Raw genomic sequence first — 21480 nt, 5'->3', positions numbered from 1 at the left:
AGTCGCCTCAACGGAGGGAACCTCCGCACGGCGCTGGCTCCCCTTGTCCACGCCAGTCGCCTCAACGGAGGGAACCTCCGCACGGCGCTGGCTCCCCTTGTCCACGCCAGTCGCCTCAACGGAGGGAACCTCCGCACGGCGCTGGCTCCCCTTGTCCCCTTGTCTCCTTGTCCCCTTGCCCCCTTGTCTCCCCCTTCCCCATTTCCCAATGACTAATAAACAAAATAGGGCTGCTGAGTCCAGCAACCCTCTTTATTGAGCTAAATTGTTTTTTTTAATCAACTGATACTCGCACCAGCCATTTTAAAGGATTGTGTTGGATCGCCGATTTTTGTATTAATTGTCTGCATCAACTTTTTTTTATTGATTGGATCTATTCCGGTTTCTGAGTCTGTACCAAACTCATTAGTACTAGGTTCGTCTAAGGCGAGGCGATCGCATGGAATTGTATCCGATAAAATTGCACTTGCCATCATGCCCGTATGAATCTCTAGGTGAGCAACTTTTGGTGCTTCAAAAACTAATCGTTGTCCGGGAAAAACCACCCGTTCAAAGTACCAGCTGGGAATATCTGAAATGCGAGCAATCTGTATTTTGCTCGTGGCATTAACGTAGCAGCAGAGAATTTTCCCTGATTGCTCTGGTGGTAAAGAATCTAATATTTGAGCCATAACTGCTAAAAAGCTTTACGCCACAATTTTATATTACACCAGCAAAGCTAGCATCGACTGATCCCCATATGCTGTAACTGCGAATACCAACTGAACTTTTCTTGATAATTTCTATCATAAGTTATGTCAACTCTATGAAAACATTGTTAAAATTTCTGCCTTTTGGGAAATTGTAGATTAAGCATCAATCTTTTTCAGATTTTGCTCTCGGGTGAAGTATCTATAACTTCCTTGATATAAGTAGCGACCGCCAATAGCGGCGAGGCGCTTATTTTTCCTATACCTGGGGAGGGAATTTTTTGGATTCACTTAGATCGCCACTAACACACCGCAGGCGATCGCTTAATCGATAAACTGAATGTTATCGTAAAGTTATATAGAAATTGCCTTCATAAAACTCATCTATAAAAACTACACATCTGTGAAAGCAAAGTGATAAGCGCTATTGCCACAGATGTTACATCGCTCTTTACTGGTATCAATCATCGGCGCAAATGTCAAGCACCATAAGTAATAAATAAAGAAAAACCACAACCAAGATACTTGAAACTCAAATATTTCTCTTTTTTTCTCCCTGAATAATGGCAAGATGAAAGTTAAAACACCGATGATGGAAAACCGAATTCTCTACGTTCGCCTTCCTTGTAACCCCATTTTTCCCATTGGGGTAGTTTATCTTGCGGATCACGTTCACAAGCTATTTCCCAATATCGAACAGCGCATTTTCGATTTGGGAACAGTGCCACCTTTAGATTATTACTCTGCTCTTGATAGGTGTATCGATGAATTTAAACCGACACTGTTAGTATTTTCTTGGCGGGATATTCAAATTTACGCCCCAGTCGGTGGACGTGGTGGAAATCCACTACAAAACGCCTTTGAATTTTACTACGCCAAGAATCCTTTTATCAAATTACGCGGCGCGTTAGGCGGTTTGCGAATCTTCATCGCCTATTATGTAGAGTTGTGGCGGAACTTGGGATTAATCAAACGCGGTTTAAAACGCGCTCAAAAATATAATTATCAAGCGCGTGCGATCGTTGGTGGTGGTGCAGTCAGCGTCTTTTACGAACAGTTGGGTAAAAGCTTGCCTAAACAAACAATTATATCTGTAGGTGAAGGCGAAACGCTACTAGAAAAACTTTTAAGTGGTAAAGAGTTTCGGGATGAACGCTGTTATGTGGTGGGAGAAGCACAACCACGCGATCGCTTAATTCACGAACAACCCACCCCGTTAGAAAAAAGCGCTTGTAACTACGATTATATAGAAAGCATCTGGTCTGACTTCAACTACTATCTGCAAGAAGAAGACTTCTACATCGGTGTGCAAACCAAGCGCGGATGTCCCCACAACTGCTGTTATTGCGTTTACACTGTCGTTGAAGGCAAACAAGTACGCATCAACCCAGCGGATGAAGTTGTCGCCGAAATGCGTCAATTATACGATCGCGGCATTCGCAACTTCTGGTTTACCGATGCCCAATTCATCCCCGCACGAAGATTTATCAATGATGCTGTCGAACTTCTACAGAAAATCGTCGATTCTGGGATGACAGATATCCATTGGGCAGCATACATCAGAGCAGACAACCTTACACCAGAGTTGTGTGAATTGATGGCAAAAACCGGGATGAACTACTTTGAAATCGGTATCACCAGCGGTTCCCAAGAACTTGTCAGAAAAATGCGGATGGGGTATAATCTGCGAACCGTCTTACAAAATTGCCGCGATTTAAAAGCAGCTGGTTTCAACGACTTAGTTTCCGTCAATTATTCATTTAACGTCATTGACGAACGTCCCGAAACTATTCGCCAAACCATCGCTTACCACCGCGAACTAGAACGCATTTTCGGCGCTGATAAAGTCGAACCCGCTATCTTCTTTATTGGATTGCAACCGCATACCCATTTAGAAGAATACGCTTTTAAAGAAGGCATCCTCAAACCAGGATACAATCCAATGAGCTTGATGCCCTGGACTGCCAAGAAATTATTATGGAACCCCGAACCCCTCGGTTCCTTCTTTGGTGAAGTCTGCTTGCAAGCTTGGCAACAAAACCCCAACGACTTCGGACGCGAAGTCATGAAAATCTTAGAAGAGAAACTCGGTTGTGCTGACTTAGAAGAAGCACTTTCCGCACCAATAGAAACGAAAGATAAGCAACTGGCGGGGGTATTATAGAAGACAAGGAGACAAGGAGACAAGGGGACAAGGGGACAAGGGGACAAGGGGGACAATGAGAATAATTCTTTCCCCCCCATCCCCCACTCTTCCCCTCTCCCCCTCTCCCCCTCTCCCACTCCCCCCCTCTCCCACTCCCCCCTGCCATGTTAGAAGGCTCAATACTCCAACAATTAGAAACTACCCACCGTCACACTACCAGACCAATTCGCTTTGGGGTGTATTATAAAAATACGCTGGTGTCACTGTGTCATGCTCTCGAAGACCACATCTTAGACGATGACACTAAACCTTTAGTAATCACAGCCTTCCAACAGGGAAAATGGTATTTGCAAGAAGCCGATCGCTATGCAGATATTGCCAAAAAATCCCGCCAAATCGTCATCATGGCTGCCCCAGATGCAGGTTTTGCCGAACATCCCACCAGCGAACTTGACAATGTAGACTTGCTAGCTTTAGATAAGCGCGATCCAGTTGCCCAAGAATGGCACTTAATCATTCTCTCGCCCCAATACACAGCGATGGTACTTTGTCAAGAGCTATCTGAAGCTGATTATGGGACGGCAGGAATACCCACATCTGACTTAGAGCGTAAATTTTATGGGTTGTGGACATTTGAGCCAGAGTTAGTGCATCAAACAGCAGAAATAGCGATCGCCCACATCGAAAAATACAACCCAGAACTAGCGAACAAAGTCAAAGCACATAAACAAACAATTCAGCCTAGCCTTGCCACACCAGAAAACTTGGGTGCAGTAGTCTCCCGCGTGGTAGATTATCTTCAGACTGGGCAAGAGAATTTATCTACACCCACAGCGCCAAATAAACAAATTTTGGATCGCAACTTGGTTTCCAACGAAATCCAAGCATTTTTGCGAATGGCACAACTGATGGATATAGCTGATGTCAACAATCCAATGGCAGCAGCAGAAGTAGTAGTGCTTTGTGAGGCGATCGCTCAAGTATTGGATCTTCCCGCATGGCAAGTTAAACGATTGCGCCTTGCTGGTTTGCTGCATCGCATAGATCCATTACAAAAAGCAGAAAGCATTCTCACACCCGGTACATCTACACGTTATCACGAAAATGCTCCTAGCAGTCCCTTAACTTGTCCTTTAGTACCAGGGGCACAGGTATTGCGAACTATGCCGCGACTGCGGGCTGTAGCACAAATCATCACTCATCAAACCGAATGGTGGGATGGTACAGGTGAACCGGCTTGCTTATCTGGCGATGAAATTCCTTTAGAGTCGAGAATTTTGGCGTTGGTAGCAGATTTTCAGTACCGAGTCAACCAGAAGCAAGCATCTCAATTGACTCGCGAAGAGATATTTGCTCAAGCTTTAGAAGAGTGCAGACAGCAACAATCGACGCGCTTTGACCCTAAACTAATAGATACCCTAGCTTTGTTAGTTATGGGCTTGCAACAAGGAATCGAATTACCTTTAATGACACCTAAAGTTAGTGCTGGTATGTGGTTACTTGATGCGAGGCTAGATAGCGAAACTAAAACCGCCGTTATGAAAAATGAATATTGAAGCCGTTACGAAAAATGAATATTGAAGCATTGCGATCGGGAAAACTTAAACAACTTCCAGGGGCAGATTTAGAAGACGAGGAACTTAGTAGATTAGATTTAAGCCGCATCAATCTGGCTGGCGCCAATCTTGTTGGCACAAATTTGGCTAATTCTAAACTCGAAGGTGGGCATTTAGAGGGAGCTAACTTAATGGGAGCCATCCTTGTGCAAACTGACTTGCGAGCGAATTTGATGGGAGCCAACTTGATGCAAGCAGATTTAACAGGTGCTGATTTGCGCGGTAGCAACTTGCGCGGTGCAAATTTGATGGGAGCCACACTCAGCGATGTTTCTTTAGCGGGTGCTTTCTTAAGTGGCAGCAATTTGATGAATGTCAACTTGCAAGGTGTTGATTTGCGCGGTGCTGATTTAAGAGGTGCGAACCTCACCGGCGCAAATCTCAAAGGTGCAGACTTAAGCCGCGCAGATTTGCAAGGCACGTTGTTAAGTGAGGCAAATCTAGAAGAAGCTGACTTACGTTCTGCGAATTTGGCGGGAGCGAATTTGACAGGAGCAAACTTGCTGTGTGCTGAGTTAGACGGGGCAAATTTAAGCGGAGTTAATCTCGATAGAGCTTGTTTGGTAGGAACAGTAGTTGAGAAGAGTTATTGAAGCCTCCAAAAAGTGCAGTAGCCCTTTCCACTGCTAGAATTTTCATTATTGTGAAGTAGGAAAAAAGTTGTGAGTCTACAGGAAGTTCTTAACCTAGCAAAGCAGCTTTCAGTGTTGGACAAAGTGCGCTTAATTCAGCAAATTGCTCCTGATATAGAACACGAGTTAATGGATAATCCGCCACAAGAGCGTAAATCTTTGTGGGGTTTATGTAGTGATTTAGGACAAGCACCTTCAGCATCTGAAATTGATGTAATTCGGACTGAAGAATGGGCTAACTTTCCAAGGGATGACATTTAATGCTGCGTGCTGTAGTGGATACCCATGCAATCATATGGTACATTTTTGGTGATAGCCGACTTTCAATAACTGCTCAAAATGTCATCGCTCAAATAGCATCTGATGGCGATCAAGTCGCTTTCTCCTCCATTACCTTGGCAGAGATTGTCTACTTGAGTGAAAAAGGACGAATTTCACCACTGACGCTTGAACGTCTGCTTGCATCTGTTGACGCAAGCGATGCTGTACTGGCTGAAGTTGCGTTTAATCGTGATATTGCCAATGCTTTACGCTTAGTTACTCGTACAGAAGTTCCAGATTTACCCGATCGCATTATCGCCGCTACAGCCTTACATTTGGGGGTGCCACTGATTAGTCGGGACAGTAAAATTCAACTATCGAGCGTGAATACTATTTGGTAAGCATAATTTTAAGTTAAAGCGCTTCGCAGTCGTTGTTCTAAAGAAACCAAATCTACCCCAAGATTTTCTAGAACTTTAACAGCTGCGCCTCCTCCTTCTTTGAGAATGCCTAACAGTAAATGTTCTGTACCAACGTAGTTAACATTAAGTTGTCGCGACTGTTCTACCGAGAGTTCTAACACTTGCTTTGCCCTTGGTGTAAAGGGAATATCTAAAGGTGTATTACCTTTACCTCTGCCGATAATTTTTTCTACTTCTATTTGAGCATTTTCTAAGTTCACCCCGACTGAGGTGAGAAACTGTGCGGCAAAACCGCTTCCTTCGCCAACCAATCCTAGTAAAATCTGTTCTGTACCGACATATTGATGTCCCAAACGCCTCGATTCACCTTGGGCAATATTCATGGCTATAATCGCTTTTTGGGTGAATCTTTCATAACCTTTAAGGTGGAATCTGCCAGACTTAAACCCAGAAAGCTGTTCAAAGATAGATTCAAAAAATTTTTCAATCATATTGCCTTCCTGTTTTGACATATTGCTAATCGGTTGAATAATGCGATCGCCTTTCGCTTTCCCTGTAGTTAAAAAAGACAATAAATCCTCCATCGTCTCAGCATTCGCTGAATACCACAAAAATTGCTTGTCTTTTCGGCAATTAACTAATCCCTCAATCCGCAGCTTCTCCAAATGGTGCGATAGCGTCGAGTTGGGAATTTTTAGCTTTTGGTGAATCTCTCCTACAGTCATTCCCTCTGGATAAGCTGCAAACAGCAACCGCATTATTTCCAGACGAGGTTCCGACCCTAGTGCAGCAAATATATCTGCATACCGAGCCGTGTCTTGATTATTTTCAACCATATTTCTAGAATAATCGAAATAATTAAAATGTCAACTATTTTGGGAATGGGGAATGGGCATGGGGCATTGGGGATTGGGCGGGGAGACCCCGCCCCTACTAGCTCTTACCGCTACCAATCAAATATAATAACGCCATGCGAACGGCAACACCGCTGGTTACTTGAGCCTGAATCAAACTGAATTCTGGGTCATCCATTAAGTCAGAGCTAATTTCGACACCTCGGTTAACGGGACCGGGATGCAGAACTTTAACATGGGGTTGACATAGTTGCAGCTTTGTGCGTGTAATGCCAAACATCTGATGATATTCGCGCAAACTCGGCAATAAATGAGCTGTCATGCGTTCCTTTTGCAAGCGTAACGTCATGACAAAATCAGCATCTTTTAAAGCGGGTTCTAGCTGCCAATGTATAAATAAGTTGCGATTGGGGAGTGGGGAATGGGGAGTGGGGAGTGGAGGAGTGGAGGAGTGGAGGAGTGGAGGAGTGGGGGAGAGAGTATTAAATTTTGAATTCTCCTTTTCCCCTTGTCCCCCCCTCTCCCCCTCTCCCCATCCCCCCCTCTCCTCTTGCCCTACTTCATCATCGCTGACATAATCGGCAAATAGTTTTGGTAATAAAGTAGGTGGTGCTGCTAGATGGACTTGGGCACCACTTGCGGTTAAACTCCAGATATTCGATCGCGCCACACGAGAATGCAGAATATCGCCAACAATGGCAATCTTTTTATTCTTCAACAGTTCGAGTCGGGGATTTTCTGGGTCAATTAAAGTACAGATGGTAAATAAGTCAAGTAGTGCTTGAGAAGGATGTTCGTGTTGACCATCACCAGCATTGAGGACACTAACTCTAACACCTAAACGATCCATTTCAGCAGCGATCGCATTCGGTACTCCCGCTTCGCGATGGCGAATTACCATAATATCAGTTCCCATCGCCAAATAAGTCTTCGCCGTGTCGAGAATTGTCTCTCCCTTGGTGATAGAAGAAGTTGCTGAGGCAAAATTCAGCGTATCTGCACTTAAGCGTTTTGCCGCAAGTTCAAAACTACTGCGAGTGCGGGTAGACGCTTCAAAAAATAAATTCGCTACCACTTGTCCTTGTAAAGAAGGCACTTTCTTCGTCCGTCGCGATAACACCTCCTGAAAACTGGCAGCAGTTTGCAAAACCGTATCGTATTCAGCTAGAGTGAAGTCCGCGAGTGTGAGAACGTGATGATGATTCCAAGTAGTAGTAGGCATATATACTTTTCCTGATTCAGCGTCAAAAGGCGATCGCTTCTCTACAATTTTTTAATTTACACAAATGAGCAAATGATACCACCTGATAAAGCTTCTCTACTGTGGTATTATAATGTTCTTTTTTCAATTGAAAAAGAAGAATTATAAATCTAAAACTTTTCATTCCCAATTTGGAGGAAATAAATATCTTTTTTAAAATATAGAATTACCGCAAAAATGTCCGATATTGTAAAGACGTTCCACCGGAACGTCTCTACGACGATTAGCAATTTATTTTCGGTTAGTGTGGTAAATGGAAAACATTTAAAGCCACGGAAATCAGCGATAGGAAGGTTAAAAAGCCGATTGTATCGAGCATTGTTGTTACTAATGGACCGCTGATTAAGGCTGGATCGAGCTTCAACCGTTTCAAAGCCATTGGTAACAAAGTTCCCAAAGCGACAGCAACAATTGTATTACTTGCCATCACCATTCCGGCAATTAGCGCTACCCAGCGCTCTTGTGGACGTGCCCAAATTAATGAAAGCAACATCATAGTTGTGGCTAAAGCTAAAGCCGTACCTAAGCCTGCTAAAAGCTCTTTGCGGAGAATTTTTAAGGTGTCTTTTGGTGTGACTTCACCCACACCCAAGCTGCGGATTGTGACGGTTAATGCTTGAATTCCCACAGTACCACCAGTGTTGGAGAATAGCGGCATAATTACGGCAAGCACTGGCACCATTGATATTGTAGATTGAAACGGGGCGATCGCACTCGATGCACCGATATATAACAGCATAATTCCTAACAGCCACGGTAAGCGCTTGCAAATAGTAACTAAAGGAGACGAGAAAGCAGCTTCATCACCACTCGCACCGGCTAATTTTTGAAAGTCTTCTGTAGCTTCTTCTTCTAAAATATCGATTACATCATCAATCGTGACAATGCCAACTAATCGTTGTTCCCTGTCAACTACGGGTATAGCGATTAAATCGTAGCGCTTCATAACTTGTGCGACTTCTTCTTGGGGAGTTTCCGTTCTGACTTTGATGACGCGATCGCTAGAAATTTCCCGAATATAAACTTCCGGGAAAGTAAACAGCAACTGACGCAAAGAAACTACACTCACCAAGGTGCGGTTATCGTCTGTGACGTAAGCGTAGTAAATTGTCTCTTTATCTTCGTCTTGACGCCGAATCTTACTCAAGGCTTCTCCTACAGTCAAACCTTGACGCAACCGCACATATTCGGTTGTCATCAACCGTCCAGCGGTACCTTCTGGATAGCCGAGAATTGTGGCTGTAGCTTGCCGTTCTTCGGGACTAAGTTCTTGTAAAAGTCGTTTAATTACTCCTGCCGGCAATTCGTCGAATAATTCTGCGCGTTCATCCGGACTCATCGCTTCGACAATTTGCGCTACTTGCACATCATGAAGCGAATTTATCAGTTCTTCTTGTACATCTAGGGGCAGATATTCAAATACATCAATTGCCTGAGATTTGTTGAGTAAACGGAATGCGATCGCTCGCTGTTTTTTCGGTAATTGTGCAATATATTCCCCGACATCAACCGGCTGTGAATGATTTAAATCCGATTTCAACTGGTTTAAGTCAGCAACATCAACGTCAACAACGCTATTGCGAACATCATCTATAAGCATGATAAATACCTCCAAATGTCTCCCCCGCGCTGGGAGAACTCACCAGCTAGAGGAGGTTGATACTGCCATCAGATTGTGGACTGTGGTCCATAAAATCTCAAAAATAGTTCCATCGATATCCAATCAGGGCATCGCTAAGTCATAATACTAACCCGGAAAGTGGTTATCCGGTAGATGCTGAAATTCCGTGTGGTCAATCTGCTTTTCTCCCACACTATCAAAGTAAAATGCCCTGATTTTTATTGACTTTGTGTTGATTTTACTACTGCGAGCATTTGTGTCAAGCACCTAGATGAATTAAATTTAAAACTTCATAGAGTAGTAATCTTGACAATACCAAAAGTAGCCTTTATTTTGCAACAAAAGCATCACTTGTGTAATCATACCTAAGATTGATGCTTATTTTAGCGTTTTCCGGAAAAACACGCTCTCACTCGGTATGATACTTTTATCTGCAAAACAGTAGTTTAGACAGTTTCTTTGTTACCCGCCATTGAAAGGTGCTGTTAAAGTGATATAATCTCGATCTTCGCAATCCGCTGTGCGATCGCTTCTATGACGAATTTAATTTGGCGATCGTCAAAGCGAAAAACTACCTTGAGGTCAAGACATAATTAAAAATTCATGCGGACATAATTTCTAATTCGCGCATTATGTTTCAAGTTAGGTCTAAATCCCCATTTGAAGCAAAAATGCTTATAGTCGGCACCGGGTACAAACCCTCTTTAATTATGAATTATGAATTAATAATTATCAATTACGTTGATGTTTGGCATGATTATTTCTTATTCTCTATAAATATCAAAATAATTTGGAAGATAAGTATAAACTAAAACTAGTAGTGATGAAGATTTGAAAAAAATTACAATTTCGGCTATAGTTCACTAATAAGTTAAAAACCAGAAGCCTCAGGCAAAAGTTGTTCTGGTATTTATAACAATATTCACATCGCCTAAACATCGAATTTCCACTCTCTGCGAAGAATCCAATTATGAAAACAATTACTGAATTGCTATCTCGTCTTGATTATTACTATGAGCAAATCAAGACGATTATCTTAGTGCGTCAAAATGCAATTACTGGGTTGCTTCCAGCGAGTACGGCAATAACCGCTCACGGGGATTATACTGATGCTTGGGTGCGAGATAATGTATACAGTATTCTCGCAGTTTGGGGTTTAGGATTAGCTTATCGCAAAGTCGATGAAGACAACGGACGCACCTATGAGTTAGAACACAGCGTTGTCAAACTGATGCGCGGGTTGTTGTTCGCAATGATGCGACAATCACAGAAAGTAGAGCAATTTAAACACACTCAGTCGCCATTAGATGCGTTACACGCCAAATACAATACCGCAAGTGGGGATATTGTTGTCGGCGATGACGAATGGGGACATTTACAACTTGATGCAACATCAATATTTATATTGATGTTAGCACAAATGACTGCTTCGGGATTGCAGATTATTTTTACGATTGATGAGGTTAATTTCGTCCAAAATTTAGTTTACTATATAGGACGAGCTTACCGCACTCCAGATTATGGCATTTGGGAACGTGGCAATAAAATTAATCGTGGAAGCGCGGAATTAAATGCTAGTTCTATCGGCATGGCAAAAGCGGCTTTAGAAGCGATTAATGGAGTCGATTTATTTGGTGTGCGTGGAAGTCAAGCATCGGTAATTCACGCGCTGCCCGATGAAATTGCTCGCGCTCGAATTACGTTAGAATCATTATTGCCGAGAGAATCAGGCTCAAAAGAAATTGATGCGGCACTGTTGAGTGTAATTAGCTTTCCGGCGTTTGCAGTGGAAGATGTGGAATTACGCGATCGCACTTTCAATGATATCATCAATAAACTCGAAGGAAAATACGGTTGCAAACGCTTTTTACGCGATGGACACCAAACCGTATTAGAAGATAGTCATCGCTTGCATTACGAACCTTGGGAACTCAAACAATTTGAGCATCTTGAGTGTGAATGGCCCTTATTTTTCACTTATTTACTTTTAGATGGATTATTTCGCGGCGACCAAGAACAAGTTAACAAATATCAAGCATGTTTAGAAGGATTACTTTTTAAACGTGATGATTTACTGTTATTACCAGAACTTTATTATGTTCCCGAAGAGAATGTAGAAGCCGAAAGATTAACACCCCAAAGTCAGCCACGCTTACCTAACGAAAATATACCTCTAGTTTGGGCGCAAAGTTTATATTTTCTCGGTGAAATGTTAAGCGAAGGTTTATTAGCCGTTGGTGATATTGACCCGTTGGGAAGACATTTGTGTATAGGAAAAGAACGTCAAGCTTTAGTACAAATAGCTTTGCTAGCAGAAGATGAAGAATTACAGGCAAAGCTAGAAGTTCACGGAATCGAAACACAAACACCCGCACAAGTAGAACCGATTCAAGTTAGAGAAGCTGTCGATTTAATCACCATTTATAAAAAAATTGGACATTGTGATAAACTGGGTTTAACTGGGCGTCCACCACGCAGTCCGCGCAGTTTGACAACATCGAGAATTTTCCGCTTTGGAAACGAGACAGTTGTATTTTTGCCCTCGTTGTTAGATTCTCAACAGTTCTACTTAACTCTCGATTATCATTTTTTAGTCGCTCAACTCAGAAGCGAACTTGGTTACATCCAAAAATATTGGAATGATTTAGGACGTCCGACATTAACTTTGATGTTGACTCACACCATGTTAGAAACAGGTTCAGAAGCTTTGCTAGAACTGATGCAAGAATTAAAAGATGGTGTTTGTCAAGGTGTGCGCGTCAAATTAGGACGATTAAATCAGTTAATGTTGACTACAACCATAGAAAGAATTGATTTAGTCAAAGAAGAAGAATTTTTCACTTCAGCAGTAAAAAATGCCGGGTTGCGTTGTTGTTATTTAGCTTATAATCCAGAGAAAAACTGGCATTTAGGACACACCCAAGAATTTCAAGTCGAGTGTCAAACTAACTTGGGGTTATTGCTTTCATCGTTGCGATCGTCAGAAAATCTTTACGAGCAAATAGAGTTATTGCAGACTTTAACTCGTTTGCAAGGATTAAAATTTGACACCGGCTTTGGCGGACCTGGGCGTACTGTCACCGTAGCAGATTTACTTGACGAAGTATACACCAGAGCCGGAGAAATGGGGATTTGGGGGATAGTGCGTCGCGCTGCGGGTTTGCAGAAGATGACCTATATCGCTCTGTCAGACGTGGTAACAAGTATTTTGGTCAGGGGTAAGCAAATCGCTGTGGGTAAGGCTTATAGCGAAGCCTCGCTGATAACCGTGCCATTATCTCATAACGAAATAGTCGAGAAAATAAATCACTTCTGTCGTGAGGATATAAGCGATCGCGTTCTCACGCAAGAAATTCTCATATATCTGAGTTTGTTAATTAAGTCAGAACCCGAACTATTTAAAGGATTGCTGACATTAAGAGTCGGCTATTACATTTTGTTGCTAACTAGCGAAATTGCTGGGGAAATGCATGTCACTCAAGACGAAGCTTATGAAAAATTGATGGAACTTTCGCCTTTTGAAGTGAAAATGCGCTTGCAGAAAGTATTAACTGAATACGCCGGCATGAGTAACTTGTTACGCAAACAAGAATCACTGCACGTCAAACAAAAAGAAGCTGATATTGATTGGGTAGTACAACCCGCAGTAGAAGCAGAAATAGAAGTTCCAGTTGGTGGTTGGCGTCGATTTCGCGAAGCTGAAGGTGCTACAGGACGCGTGCCAAAAGACTTTTTTAAACAAGTTTGGCTGGTAATGCATCATTGCAAAGGCTTGGTAATTGGCGATAAATTAGAACGTCGCAATCGTTTGGATAGTGAAGTCATGATATCGGAAATGACAGCTGGGGAAAAAAACTTTGCCTTGTTAGTCGAGCATTTGTTAAATAAAATTGAGGCACCAGAATACCGACAACTTAATATTGAAACATTAATGGAATTAGCGGCGATCGCTTCTAACAACCCAGATTTTCAAATTGAAGAATATATCGTGTTAGATGTGTTAATTGGTCATGCGGTGCGAGTCGCTTGGTTGGATGGACATAAAGAAAGAGGCGATCGTTACGATGAAGATAAAGGAAGTGCGTGGAGGTCTTTTTACAATACCTCTCCGAGAGAATGCGCTAGTTATATCGTTAAGGCATTCCGATCATTAACTGAATTTGCTGAAGTTGAAGAAACAGCAGCTTGATACCAATTGTGTGTATTCAAGTTAGCTCTATTGAGGAAGCGATCGCAATCCTCAACGATACCAATTACGGTCTTTCCTCTTCAGTTTACACCCGCGACATCAACCGCGCTTTTACAGCCATGCGCGACATCGAAGCCGGAATAACTTATATTAACAGTCCCACAATCGGTGCAGAAGTACACTTTTACCACTTGCAACGCGCCTAGTAGTCTGTCAAACTCATTTTGACGGTTAGAGAGACGCGATAAATCGCCGTCTCTACAAAAAATCTATACTTGCTAACTGGAATATTATATTTGTCCTTAACGTTACAACATTTGTTCTTAGCGTTACAACATTTAGTCTTAAGGTTACAACATTTAGTCTTAGCGTTACAACATTTAGTCTTAAGGTTACAACATTTAGTCTTAAGGTTACAACATTTAGTCTTAAGGTTACAACATTTAGTCTTAAGGTTACAACATTTAGTCTTAACGTTACAATATTTAGTCTTAACGTTACAACATTTGTCCTTAATGTTGAAGCAAGAATGAAGAAAGTATTGTAGGGTGTGTTATGCCGTAGGCTAACGCACCTCTAATTATTGACGGTGCGTTGCGCTGCGCGACAACACACCCTACATTTAAATTTATGAACATAGCTTAAAATATAGGTTTCCTAATCACATAAGGTACATCATAGTCCCCTCCTCGCTTGCGGGGTGGGGTTCTTGCACCTCACTCAACCGAGAACCGCTATATTAGCACCGACTTACTTAAGTCTGTCTTCTGCCTTTGGAAAGATTTACGTTACAAATTCTGATACAAAGAACTAACTTGAGAACTGGGCGTTATAAAGTAAAAACACTTGTGTATTATTACGTAAAGTAGTTATGCGCCCCATTTCTCGCCGTAATTTGTTCTTACTCGCTGGCTCTACTATAGCAACTTTAGGGTTGAGTCAGTCTAACTTTCTACAAAAAGCTGAAAACTACGGAAAGGTTCTGGCAAAAAGCACTTCCCGCAAAGTTGCCTTACTTGTCGGTATAAATGACTATAAATCTCAGCCTTTGCGGGGATGTCTGAGTGATGTGGACTTACAGCGCTATCTCCTACAGTATCGCTTTGGTTTTAAGGGAACAGATATTCACACTCTGACTAACTCACAAGCGACTCGTGAAAATATATTACAAGCATTTGATGAGTATTTAATTAAACAAGCCAAGCCTGATGATGTCGTGGTGTTTCACTTTTCAGGACATGGTTCGCGTATTGTCGATCCCGATCCGATTTTTGTGAGTTTCGTTGATAACACAGGCTTAAACGGGACTTTAGTACCCATTGATGCTTTGCTACCACCAGGATACCCGGAAAAAGGTGGACAGGTGAAAGACATTATGGGACACACTTTGTTTTTGTTGATGGCATCTGTGAAAAGTGAAAATTTCACCGCCGTTTTAGATAGTTGTTTTTCTGGTGGTGCAACCAGAGAATTTCGCGTTCGTTCTCGTGAAGGCGGTAGGAATATCCAGATTGTACCAGCAGAAAAAGCATACCAAGAAAATTTGTTAGCCAAACTCAACCTCAAACGCCAAGATTTTGTCAAAGCGTATCGTGCGGGAGTTGCTAAAGGAGTTGTTCTCGCTGCAACAAATCCCAATCAATTGGCAGCAGATGCACAACTTAATGGTTTCTATGCAGGTGCTTTTACATACTCATTAACGCAGTATCTTTGGCAGCAAACCAGCACGCCAGAAACTGCGATTTCTTATCTGAAGCAAGAGATACCTAAGAAATATAACCAAACACCCATATTTGAAGCGAAAGCAGGCAGCGGGTATGAAAAACAACCAATATATTTTATCAATAACCCATCTGTGGCGGCTAATGCAGTAGTTACCGCAGTTACAGGGAATCAAGCGACACTGTGGTTTGGGGGAGTAGATGTCGGAAATGTTGAGACGGGCACGGTGTTTACTGTGGCGAATGGTTCAGGTAAGGTTATATACCAAAGCCGTCAAGGGTTAGAGGGGAAAGGGACAGTGCAAGGGGTTGTGAAATCAGGAGCGTTATTGCGAATGGTGGGGTGAAATTGCATCACCTCTGCTGCCTCAGAAATATAGCAATAGTAGAGACTCGATAAACCGCCGCACAATACAAATGTAGTATGAAGAATCAAAATAAATCGTTGGTTGTAGTCACATCCAGGAGATCGCTTTTATCCCTGTGTTTACACTTCCCCGTGTCTGCTTTATTCAGTATTCTCTTGCTGTCATCAGTAGTTGTTATATCGGTAAGTATAAGTATTAGCGCTGCCCAGCAGCCAACCGCGACGCAGCAACAGGAAACTCGCGCTGCGGCGAAAAGATTATTACAGGACGGATTTCAACTATATAAACAAGGCACAGCAGAATCAAAGCGACAAGCGCTGGCAAAATATGAGGAAGCGCTGAAGCTATATCGTGTAGTGGATGACAAGAAAGGGCAAGCGGTTACTCTTCTGAATATTGGCTTAGTCTACTCCAATTTAGGAGAAAACCAAAAAGCACTCTCATACTTCAACCAATCCCTGCCTTTGTGGCGTGCGGAGGACAACAAAACAGGCGAAGCCTTAACCCTCAACAACATTGGCTCCGTCTACTCCACTTTAGGAGAAAAGCAAAAAGCTCTCGAATACTACAACCAATCCCTGCCCTTGAGGCGAGAGGTGGACGACAAAGCTGGCGAAGGTAGAATCCTCAACAACATTGGCGCTGTCTACTCCGATTTAGGAGAAAAGCAACTCGCTCTGGAATACTACAACAAAGCCCTGCCCTTGTGGCGTGCGGTGGAGGACAAAGCTGGCGTTGCTATAACCCTCAATAACATTGGCAGAGTCTACTCCGATTTAGGAGAAAAGCAAAAAGCACTTGAATACTACAACCAATCCCTGCCCTTGTCGCGTGCGGTGGAGAACAAAGCAGGCGTTGCTGCAACCCTCACCAACATTGGCTTAGTCTACTCCGATTTAGGACAAAAGCAAAAAGCGCTCGAATACTACAACCAATCCCTGCCCTTGTGGCGGGAGGTGGACGGCAAAGTTGGCAAAGCAGGCGTTGCTACTACCCTCAGCAACATTGGCTTAGTCTACTCCGATTTAGGACAAAAGCAAAAAGCTCTCGAATACTACAACCAATCCCTGCCCTTGTGGCGTGCGGTGGGCGACAAAGCAGGCGTTGCTATAACCCTCAACAACATTGGCGGTGTCTACTCCAATTTAGGAGAAAAGCAAAAAGCCCTCGAATACTATAACCAATCCCTGCCCTTATCGCGGGAGGTGGACGACAAAGCACTTGAAGCTAAAACCCTCAATAACATTGGCTTAGTCTACTCCGATTTAGGAGAAAAGCAAAAAGCCCTTGAATATTACAACCAAGCCCTGCCCTTATCGCGGGAGGTGGGCGCCAAAGCAGGCGTTGCTGCAACCCTCAATAACATTGGCTTAGTCTACTTCGATTTAGGAGAAAAGCAAAAAGCGCTAGAATACCTCAACCAATCCCTGCCCTTGATGCGTGAGGCGGAGAACAAAGCAAATGAAGCTGCAACTCTCGCAAATATTGCCTTCCTCGAACGCAGCAGAGGCAATCTCAACGCAGCTTTAACTCCAATCAAAGATGCCATCAATATCATTGAAGACTTACGCACCAAAGTTGTCAATCAACAACTGCGTACTTCTTACTTTGCCTCAAAACAAGGTGCTTACCAGTTCTACATCGACTTATTGATGCAACTGCACAAACAGCAACCATCCAAAGGATACAACGCCGAAGCACTGCACATCAGCGAACGCGCACGGGCGCGAAATCTCTTAGAACTGCTTGCTGAAGCTAATGTTGACATTCGTCAAGGTGTAGATCCTAAGTTAGTCGCACAAGAACGCAGCTTGCAACAACAACTGGATGCCGCAGAATTTCAGAAGACTAAACTGCTTCAAGGTCAATATACAAATAAAGAATTAGAGAATATCAAACAACTTATTGAATCTTTTGACTCTCAGCTTGACGACGTACAAGCACAAATTCGCGTCAAAAGTCCTGAATATGCAACCTTAACTCAAAGTCAGGAATTTGATAAACTTGTACTCACTCTGCCACAAATTCAACAACAAGTACTCGATGACAATACCCTGCTTTTAGAATATTCCCTTGGGGAGGAACGCAGTTTTCTATGGGCAGTCAGCAAGACGGGTATTACCACTTACGAACTTCCCAAACGTGCTGATATTCAAGCTGCGGCGCAGGCTTTTAACAAAGAACTGTTAGACAAAAAAGATTCTGCGGCTATCCCAGAAACAGGAATCAAATTAAGTCAAATGATCCTCGCACCCGTCGCTAGTCAACTAAAGCAAAAACGCTTGCTGGTTGTTGGTGACGGCGCTTTGCAAACGATTCCTTTTACAGTATTGCCCATACCTGGAAGCAGTCAAAATTCCCCTACTCCTTTGCTGGTACAAAACGAAATTGTCACTCTACCTTCTGCCTCTAGCATTGGAGTATTGCGGAATAAATTTAAAGCACGCAAAAAACTTCCTCCCAAAACTATTGCTGTCCTTGCCGATCCTGTGTTTAGTTCCGACGATAAACGTCTGACAAATACTTCACAGTCACGCAATGATGAATTCAGAGGTTCTGAACTAGACAATCAAATAGACGAATGTCTCAACTTGGGTTCTCTTGAATATACCAAAAAGGAAGCCGAGGATATTCTTTCTCTTGAGCTAAATTCCACAAAGAAATTCTCTGCCTTGGGTTTTGCCGCATCTCTTAACACTGCTGTAAAACCAGATTTATCGCAATATCAAATAGTTCATTTTGCTACTCACGGTTGCGTCTCCCAAAAGAATCCGCAATTATCAAAATTAGTGCTTTCCCGCTTTGATAAAAAAGGCGGCAATATTGACGGCGACTTGAATCTCAACAAAATTTACAACCTCAAATTACCAGTTGAACTCGTTACCCTCAGCGCCTGCAAAACCGGCTTAGGTAAAAATGTCCAAGGAGAAGGCTTGATAGGCTTGACAAGAGGCTTTATGTATGCTGGGGCAAAGCGTGTAGTTGTGAGTTTATGGAGTGTGAATGATTTGACAACAGCTTCCCTGATGCAGCAATTTTACCAAAAGATGCTGCAACAAAATCAAAATCCGGTGACGGCAATGCGAGCCGCACAATTAGAAATGTGGAAATCAGGGAAAGCACCTTATTACTGGGCAGCGTTTACTATCCAAGGTGAATGGCAATGAGATTAATGCAATCTGCAAACGAACGGACATGATATAAGATCGGTTTTCATCGCGATCGCCTTTCCACCCATATCTTTAATAGTAGCAATTAGTTCCTCTGTCTTATCTGATTTTTGGGCACAAGTAATGAATAGATAATCGTAGTTAAAAGTGGTAAATTAACTTTCCACCTCAACTTTGTAAAGCGCAGGATTTTCTTCAAACAACGCTTGAGAACCTACTGCTTTTAATTGAGGTTTTGAAAACGCATTCTTCCAAGCTTCTGCACTTTGCCAATGCGCCACATTAATAAACTGAAATTTTGCATCTTTATCAATACTGCGATGAAGTTTTGCATCAATAAAACCCGGCTCATTCTTCATTAAATCAAGCGCTTCCGTCCAAACTTTGACGAATTGCTCCTCACTACCTTGAGGAACAGAAAAAACATTAATCAAAACTACAGGTGATGACATCTTATTTCTTCCTTTGCGTCTTTGCGACTTTGCGTGAGATAAAAACTATGGCATCCCACCTGTAACATGAATATTATGTCCAGTAATATAACTTGCCATATCGCTGACCAAAAACATCACCACATCTGCCACTTCACCCGGTTCTGCCAGTCGTTGCAGCGGTGAATTCTGCGCTATAAAATCTTGATCGGACTGCGAAATAGTATCTTTGAAACTTTCGGTTGTTGTCGGTCCTGGCATGATAGAATTTACTGTAATGCCACGTCCACCTAACTCCCTCGCTAATGCAAAAGTAAACTGTTCGATCGCTGCTTTGCTACCAGCTGTTACTGCTAAATTAGCTTGCGGTTGTACAGTGTATGGAGTTGAAAACGTGACAATGCGTCCTTTATCTGCCATGTGTTTCGCAGCTTCCTGCAACGCAAAAAAGTTACCCTTAGCATTAAAAGCGATCGCATAATCAAATTCCGCTTCTGTTACCTCAGCAACAGGCTTGACAACTCTCGGCGCACTGCCTGATATTACTAAAATATCTAGCTTACCAAAGTTCTTGACTGTTTCTTGAAACAAATGGCGAATATCAGCCAATTGGGTAAGATCGGTTTTCATAGCGATCGCTTTCCCACCCATATCTTTGATACTAGCAATTAGTTCCTCTGCCTTATCTGCTTTTTGTGCATAAGTAATGACAACAGATGCACCTGAATTAGCTAAACGTTCAGCTACCGCTCTACCAATACCAATCGATGCACCGATGACAATGGCAACTTTTCCGTTCAAAGTTTGCATCGCAAAATTCCCTTAATTGTCGCCGAATTTTTTCAACAGCCTGACTATACCAGCATCAAGCTTTAATAATCTTGTCTAATTTTGCGAAACTGTTCTAAAATTGCGATTTAATTCGTAGTAAGGACTTTAGTCCTTAATTTAAGCGTTAAAACGCTTACTACTTGCTTTTATAATCACGGTACTTTTTTGGTGTTGTTTTTGTTAACTTTTTAAACAACTTAGCGAAATGACTTTGATTACTGCATCCAACTTGAAGCGCAATTTCCACTATTGGTAAGTTGGTCGTTCGCAGCAGATGTTTCGCACGTTCAACCCGACACTGTAAAATGTATTGATAAGGTGTACATCCTGTTGACTGTTTAAACATCTGTACGAAGTAGTACATACTCATCCCGACAACTGCTGCGAGGTCATGAAGTGACACATCTTTACTCAAGTTGTCCTGAATATACTCAATCGCACGTTTTAATTGATGCGTTGATAAACCACCTGTGTACTGTTGTATTTTTGGCTCTTTGGTGGAATATTTCTTAAGTAGTTGGACTGCTAATGCATTAGCTAAAGATTGATTATAAAAACGACCGCCTGGACTTCCCGCTAAAAATTCCGCTTCTAACGCCAAACCGATATACTGAATTTGTGGATCGAGCATTCCATTGCAGTGGATTAGCTCTGTATGATTCGCATCATCTAATTCCAATGCACATTTTGAAATCACAATTGGTTTGAGAGTAAGTATCAAAATTTCGACATCTTTATCCCAGTTTCCTTTAAATCTTACTCCTTCAGGAGCGAGGCTGATACTACCAGGTATTTTGTGTATCCTGCGTAGCTGACCGTTTTCGACAACTTCAAGTATATGTGGCTCACTTAGCTGTATGGTGAGTAAATGGTCTTGAGGAATGACTTCAGGATACTCACAAGAAGGCATAGACAAACGTTCAACGTAGATTTCATCTAAACTGGTATCAGTAACAGTTAGTGATGAATCAGAACTAACTGGTAGTGGCACAAATTTATCATTGACAACATCAAAAACTTTGATTTTGCTGTCAAACATGCCTTTCACCTTTAAATGATAGGACGAGCGAAAACCGAATCAATAACTGCTTCTAAAACTGCGCGTGAGTTTCAAGTCGGCATAATGTCGTCGAGTCGCAATTGTAAATTTGGAAACAGAAAAGACGAAATCGGCTCTCCCAAGCGATATTGTTGCTGCTGGTACACCCCATTAACTAACTGGCAAATGGTGAAAGTAGGTTGCTTGGGATTGCCGATAAATTGCAAAC

The 21480-nt window shown here is 42.4% G+C and carries 16 protein-coding genes and 3 pseudogenes; 10 read left to right on the top strand and 9 right to left on the bottom strand.

The features are described 5' to 3' along the window. Window positions 1–246 (bottom strand): annotated as a pseudogene (locus tag AABK37_RS31605) (hypothetical protein); the annotation flags it as partial. 32 nt (window positions 247–278) lie between these two features. Continuing rightward, complete coding sequence (locus AABK37_RS31600; RefSeq protein ID WP_432555435.1) at window positions 279–671, bottom strand: DUF1830 domain-containing protein; 393 nt, start codon at window positions 669–671, stop codon at window positions 279–281. Window positions 672–1260: 589 nt separating this feature from the next. Between AABK37_RS31600 and AABK37_RS31595 the strand changes: the two genes are divergently transcribed. From AABK37_RS31595 to AABK37_RS31570, 6 genes are all read left to right on the top strand, one after another. Further along, window positions 1261–2853, top strand: coding sequence for a photosystem II high light acclimation radical SAM protein (locus AABK37_RS31595; RefSeq protein WP_432555434.1), 1593 nt, complete (start codon window positions 1261–1263; stop codon window positions 2851–2853). Window positions 2854–2908: 55 nt separating this feature from the next. Further along, window positions 2909–3082 carry a hypothetical protein gene (locus AABK37_RS31590; protein WP_432555436.1) on the top strand — a complete coding sequence of 58 codons (174 nt, stop codon included), beginning with the start codon at window positions 2909–2911 and terminating at the stop codon, window positions 3080–3082. Beyond that, window positions 3000–4391 carry a DICT sensory domain-containing protein gene (locus AABK37_RS31585; RefSeq protein WP_432555433.1) on the top strand — a complete coding sequence of 464 codons (1392 nt, stop codon included), beginning with the start codon at window positions 3000–3002 and terminating at the stop codon, window positions 4389–4391. Before AABK37_RS31590 ends, AABK37_RS31585 begins: the two co-directional genes overlap by 83 nt. A 14-nt stretch (window positions 4392–4405) precedes the next feature. Continuing rightward, window positions 4406–5044, top strand: a complete 639-nt coding sequence (locus AABK37_RS31580) for a pentapeptide repeat-containing protein (protein WP_432555432.1) — start codon at window positions 4406–4408, stop codon at window positions 5042–5044. Between the two features lie 69 nt (window positions 5045–5113). Next, the gene (locus AABK37_RS31575) at window positions 5114–5344 is read left to right on the top strand and encodes a hypothetical protein (RefSeq protein WP_432555431.1); all 231 of its coding nucleotides are present in this window, start codon (window positions 5114–5116) and stop codon (window positions 5342–5344) included. After that, window positions 5344–5745, top strand: coding sequence for a type II toxin-antitoxin system VapC family toxin (locus AABK37_RS31570; protein ID WP_432555430.1), 402 nt, complete (start codon window positions 5344–5346; stop codon window positions 5743–5745). Before AABK37_RS31575 ends, AABK37_RS31570 begins: the two co-directional genes overlap by 1 nt. An 8-nt stretch (window positions 5746–5753) precedes the next feature. Here the strand turns inward: AABK37_RS31570 and AABK37_RS31565 are convergent, their stop codons facing one another. The 3 genes from AABK37_RS31565 to mgtE form a co-directional block, all read right to left on the bottom strand. Continuing rightward, the gene (locus tag AABK37_RS31565) at window positions 5754–6602 is read right to left on the bottom strand and encodes a metalloregulator ArsR/SmtB family transcription factor (protein ID WP_432555429.1); all 849 of its coding nucleotides are present in this window, start codon (window positions 6600–6602) and stop codon (window positions 5754–5756) included. Window positions 6603–6699: 97 nt separating this feature from the next. Further along, on the bottom strand, window positions 6700–7842 hold the full coding sequence (locus AABK37_RS31560) for an aspartate carbamoyltransferase catalytic subunit (protein WP_432555428.1): 1143 nt from the start codon (window positions 7840–7842) through the stop codon (window positions 6700–6702). A 280-nt stretch (window positions 7843–8122) separates the two neighbouring features. After that, window positions 8123–9481 (bottom strand): magnesium transporter, encoded by a 1359-nt coding sequence (mgtE, locus tag AABK37_RS31555; protein ID WP_432555427.1) that lies wholly within the window; start codon window positions 9479–9481, stop codon window positions 8123–8125. Window positions 9482–10472: 991 nt separating this feature from the next. Here mgtE and AABK37_RS31550 point away from each other — a divergent pair. From AABK37_RS31550 to AABK37_RS31535, 4 genes and pseudogenes are all read left to right on the top strand, one after another. Continuing rightward, the gene (locus AABK37_RS31550; RefSeq protein ID WP_432555426.1) at window positions 10473–13691 is read left to right on the top strand and encodes a glycoside hydrolase family 15 protein; all 3219 of its coding nucleotides are present in this window, start codon (window positions 10473–10475) and stop codon (window positions 13689–13691) included. A gap of 14 nt (window positions 13692–13705) precedes the next feature. Next, window positions 13706–13873 (top strand): annotated as a pseudogene (locus AABK37_RS31545) (aldehyde dehydrogenase family protein); the annotation flags it as partial. 689 nt (window positions 13874–14562) lie between these two features. Continuing rightward, window positions 14563–15759, top strand: a complete 1197-nt coding sequence (locus tag AABK37_RS31540) for a caspase family protein (protein WP_432555425.1) — start codon at window positions 14563–14565, stop codon at window positions 15757–15759. A 77-nt stretch (window positions 15760–15836) separates the two neighbouring features. Continuing rightward, complete coding sequence (locus AABK37_RS31535) at window positions 15837–18947, top strand: CHAT domain-containing protein (RefSeq protein ID WP_432555424.1); 3111 nt, start codon at window positions 15837–15839, stop codon at window positions 18945–18947. A 158-nt stretch (window positions 18948–19105) separates the two neighbouring features. Here the strand turns inward: AABK37_RS31535 and AABK37_RS31530 are convergent, their stop codons facing one another. The 4 genes and pseudogenes from AABK37_RS31530 to AABK37_RS31515 all read right to left on the bottom strand — a co-directional run. Continuing rightward, window positions 19106–19402 carry an antibiotic biosynthesis monooxygenase family protein gene (locus tag AABK37_RS31530; RefSeq protein WP_432555423.1) on the bottom strand — a complete coding sequence of 99 codons (297 nt, stop codon included), beginning with the start codon at window positions 19400–19402 and terminating at the stop codon, window positions 19106–19108. 45 nt (window positions 19403–19447) lie between these two features. Beyond that, window positions 19448–20191: an SDR family oxidoreductase gene (locus AABK37_RS31525; RefSeq protein ID WP_432555422.1), complete on the bottom strand. Its 744-nt coding sequence runs from the start codon at window positions 20189–20191 to the stop codon at window positions 19448–19450. A gap of 157 nt (window positions 20192–20348) precedes the next feature. Next, window positions 20349–21251 (bottom strand): helix-turn-helix domain-containing protein, encoded by a 903-nt coding sequence (locus tag AABK37_RS31520; protein ID WP_432555421.1) that lies wholly within the window; start codon window positions 21249–21251, stop codon window positions 20349–20351. 71 nt (window positions 21252–21322) lie between these two features. Next, window positions 21323–21480 (bottom strand): annotated as a pseudogene (locus AABK37_RS31515) (Uma2 family endonuclease); the annotation flags it as partial.

The organism is Tolypothrix sp. VBCCA 56010 (assembly GCF_050875635.1).
Taxonomy (GTDB): Bacteria; Cyanobacteriota; Cyanobacteriia; order Cyanobacteriales; family Nostocaceae; genus Hassallia.
Note: the sequence above shows the minus strand (reverse complement) of the source record. Positions and strands in the feature narration are given on the sequence as shown.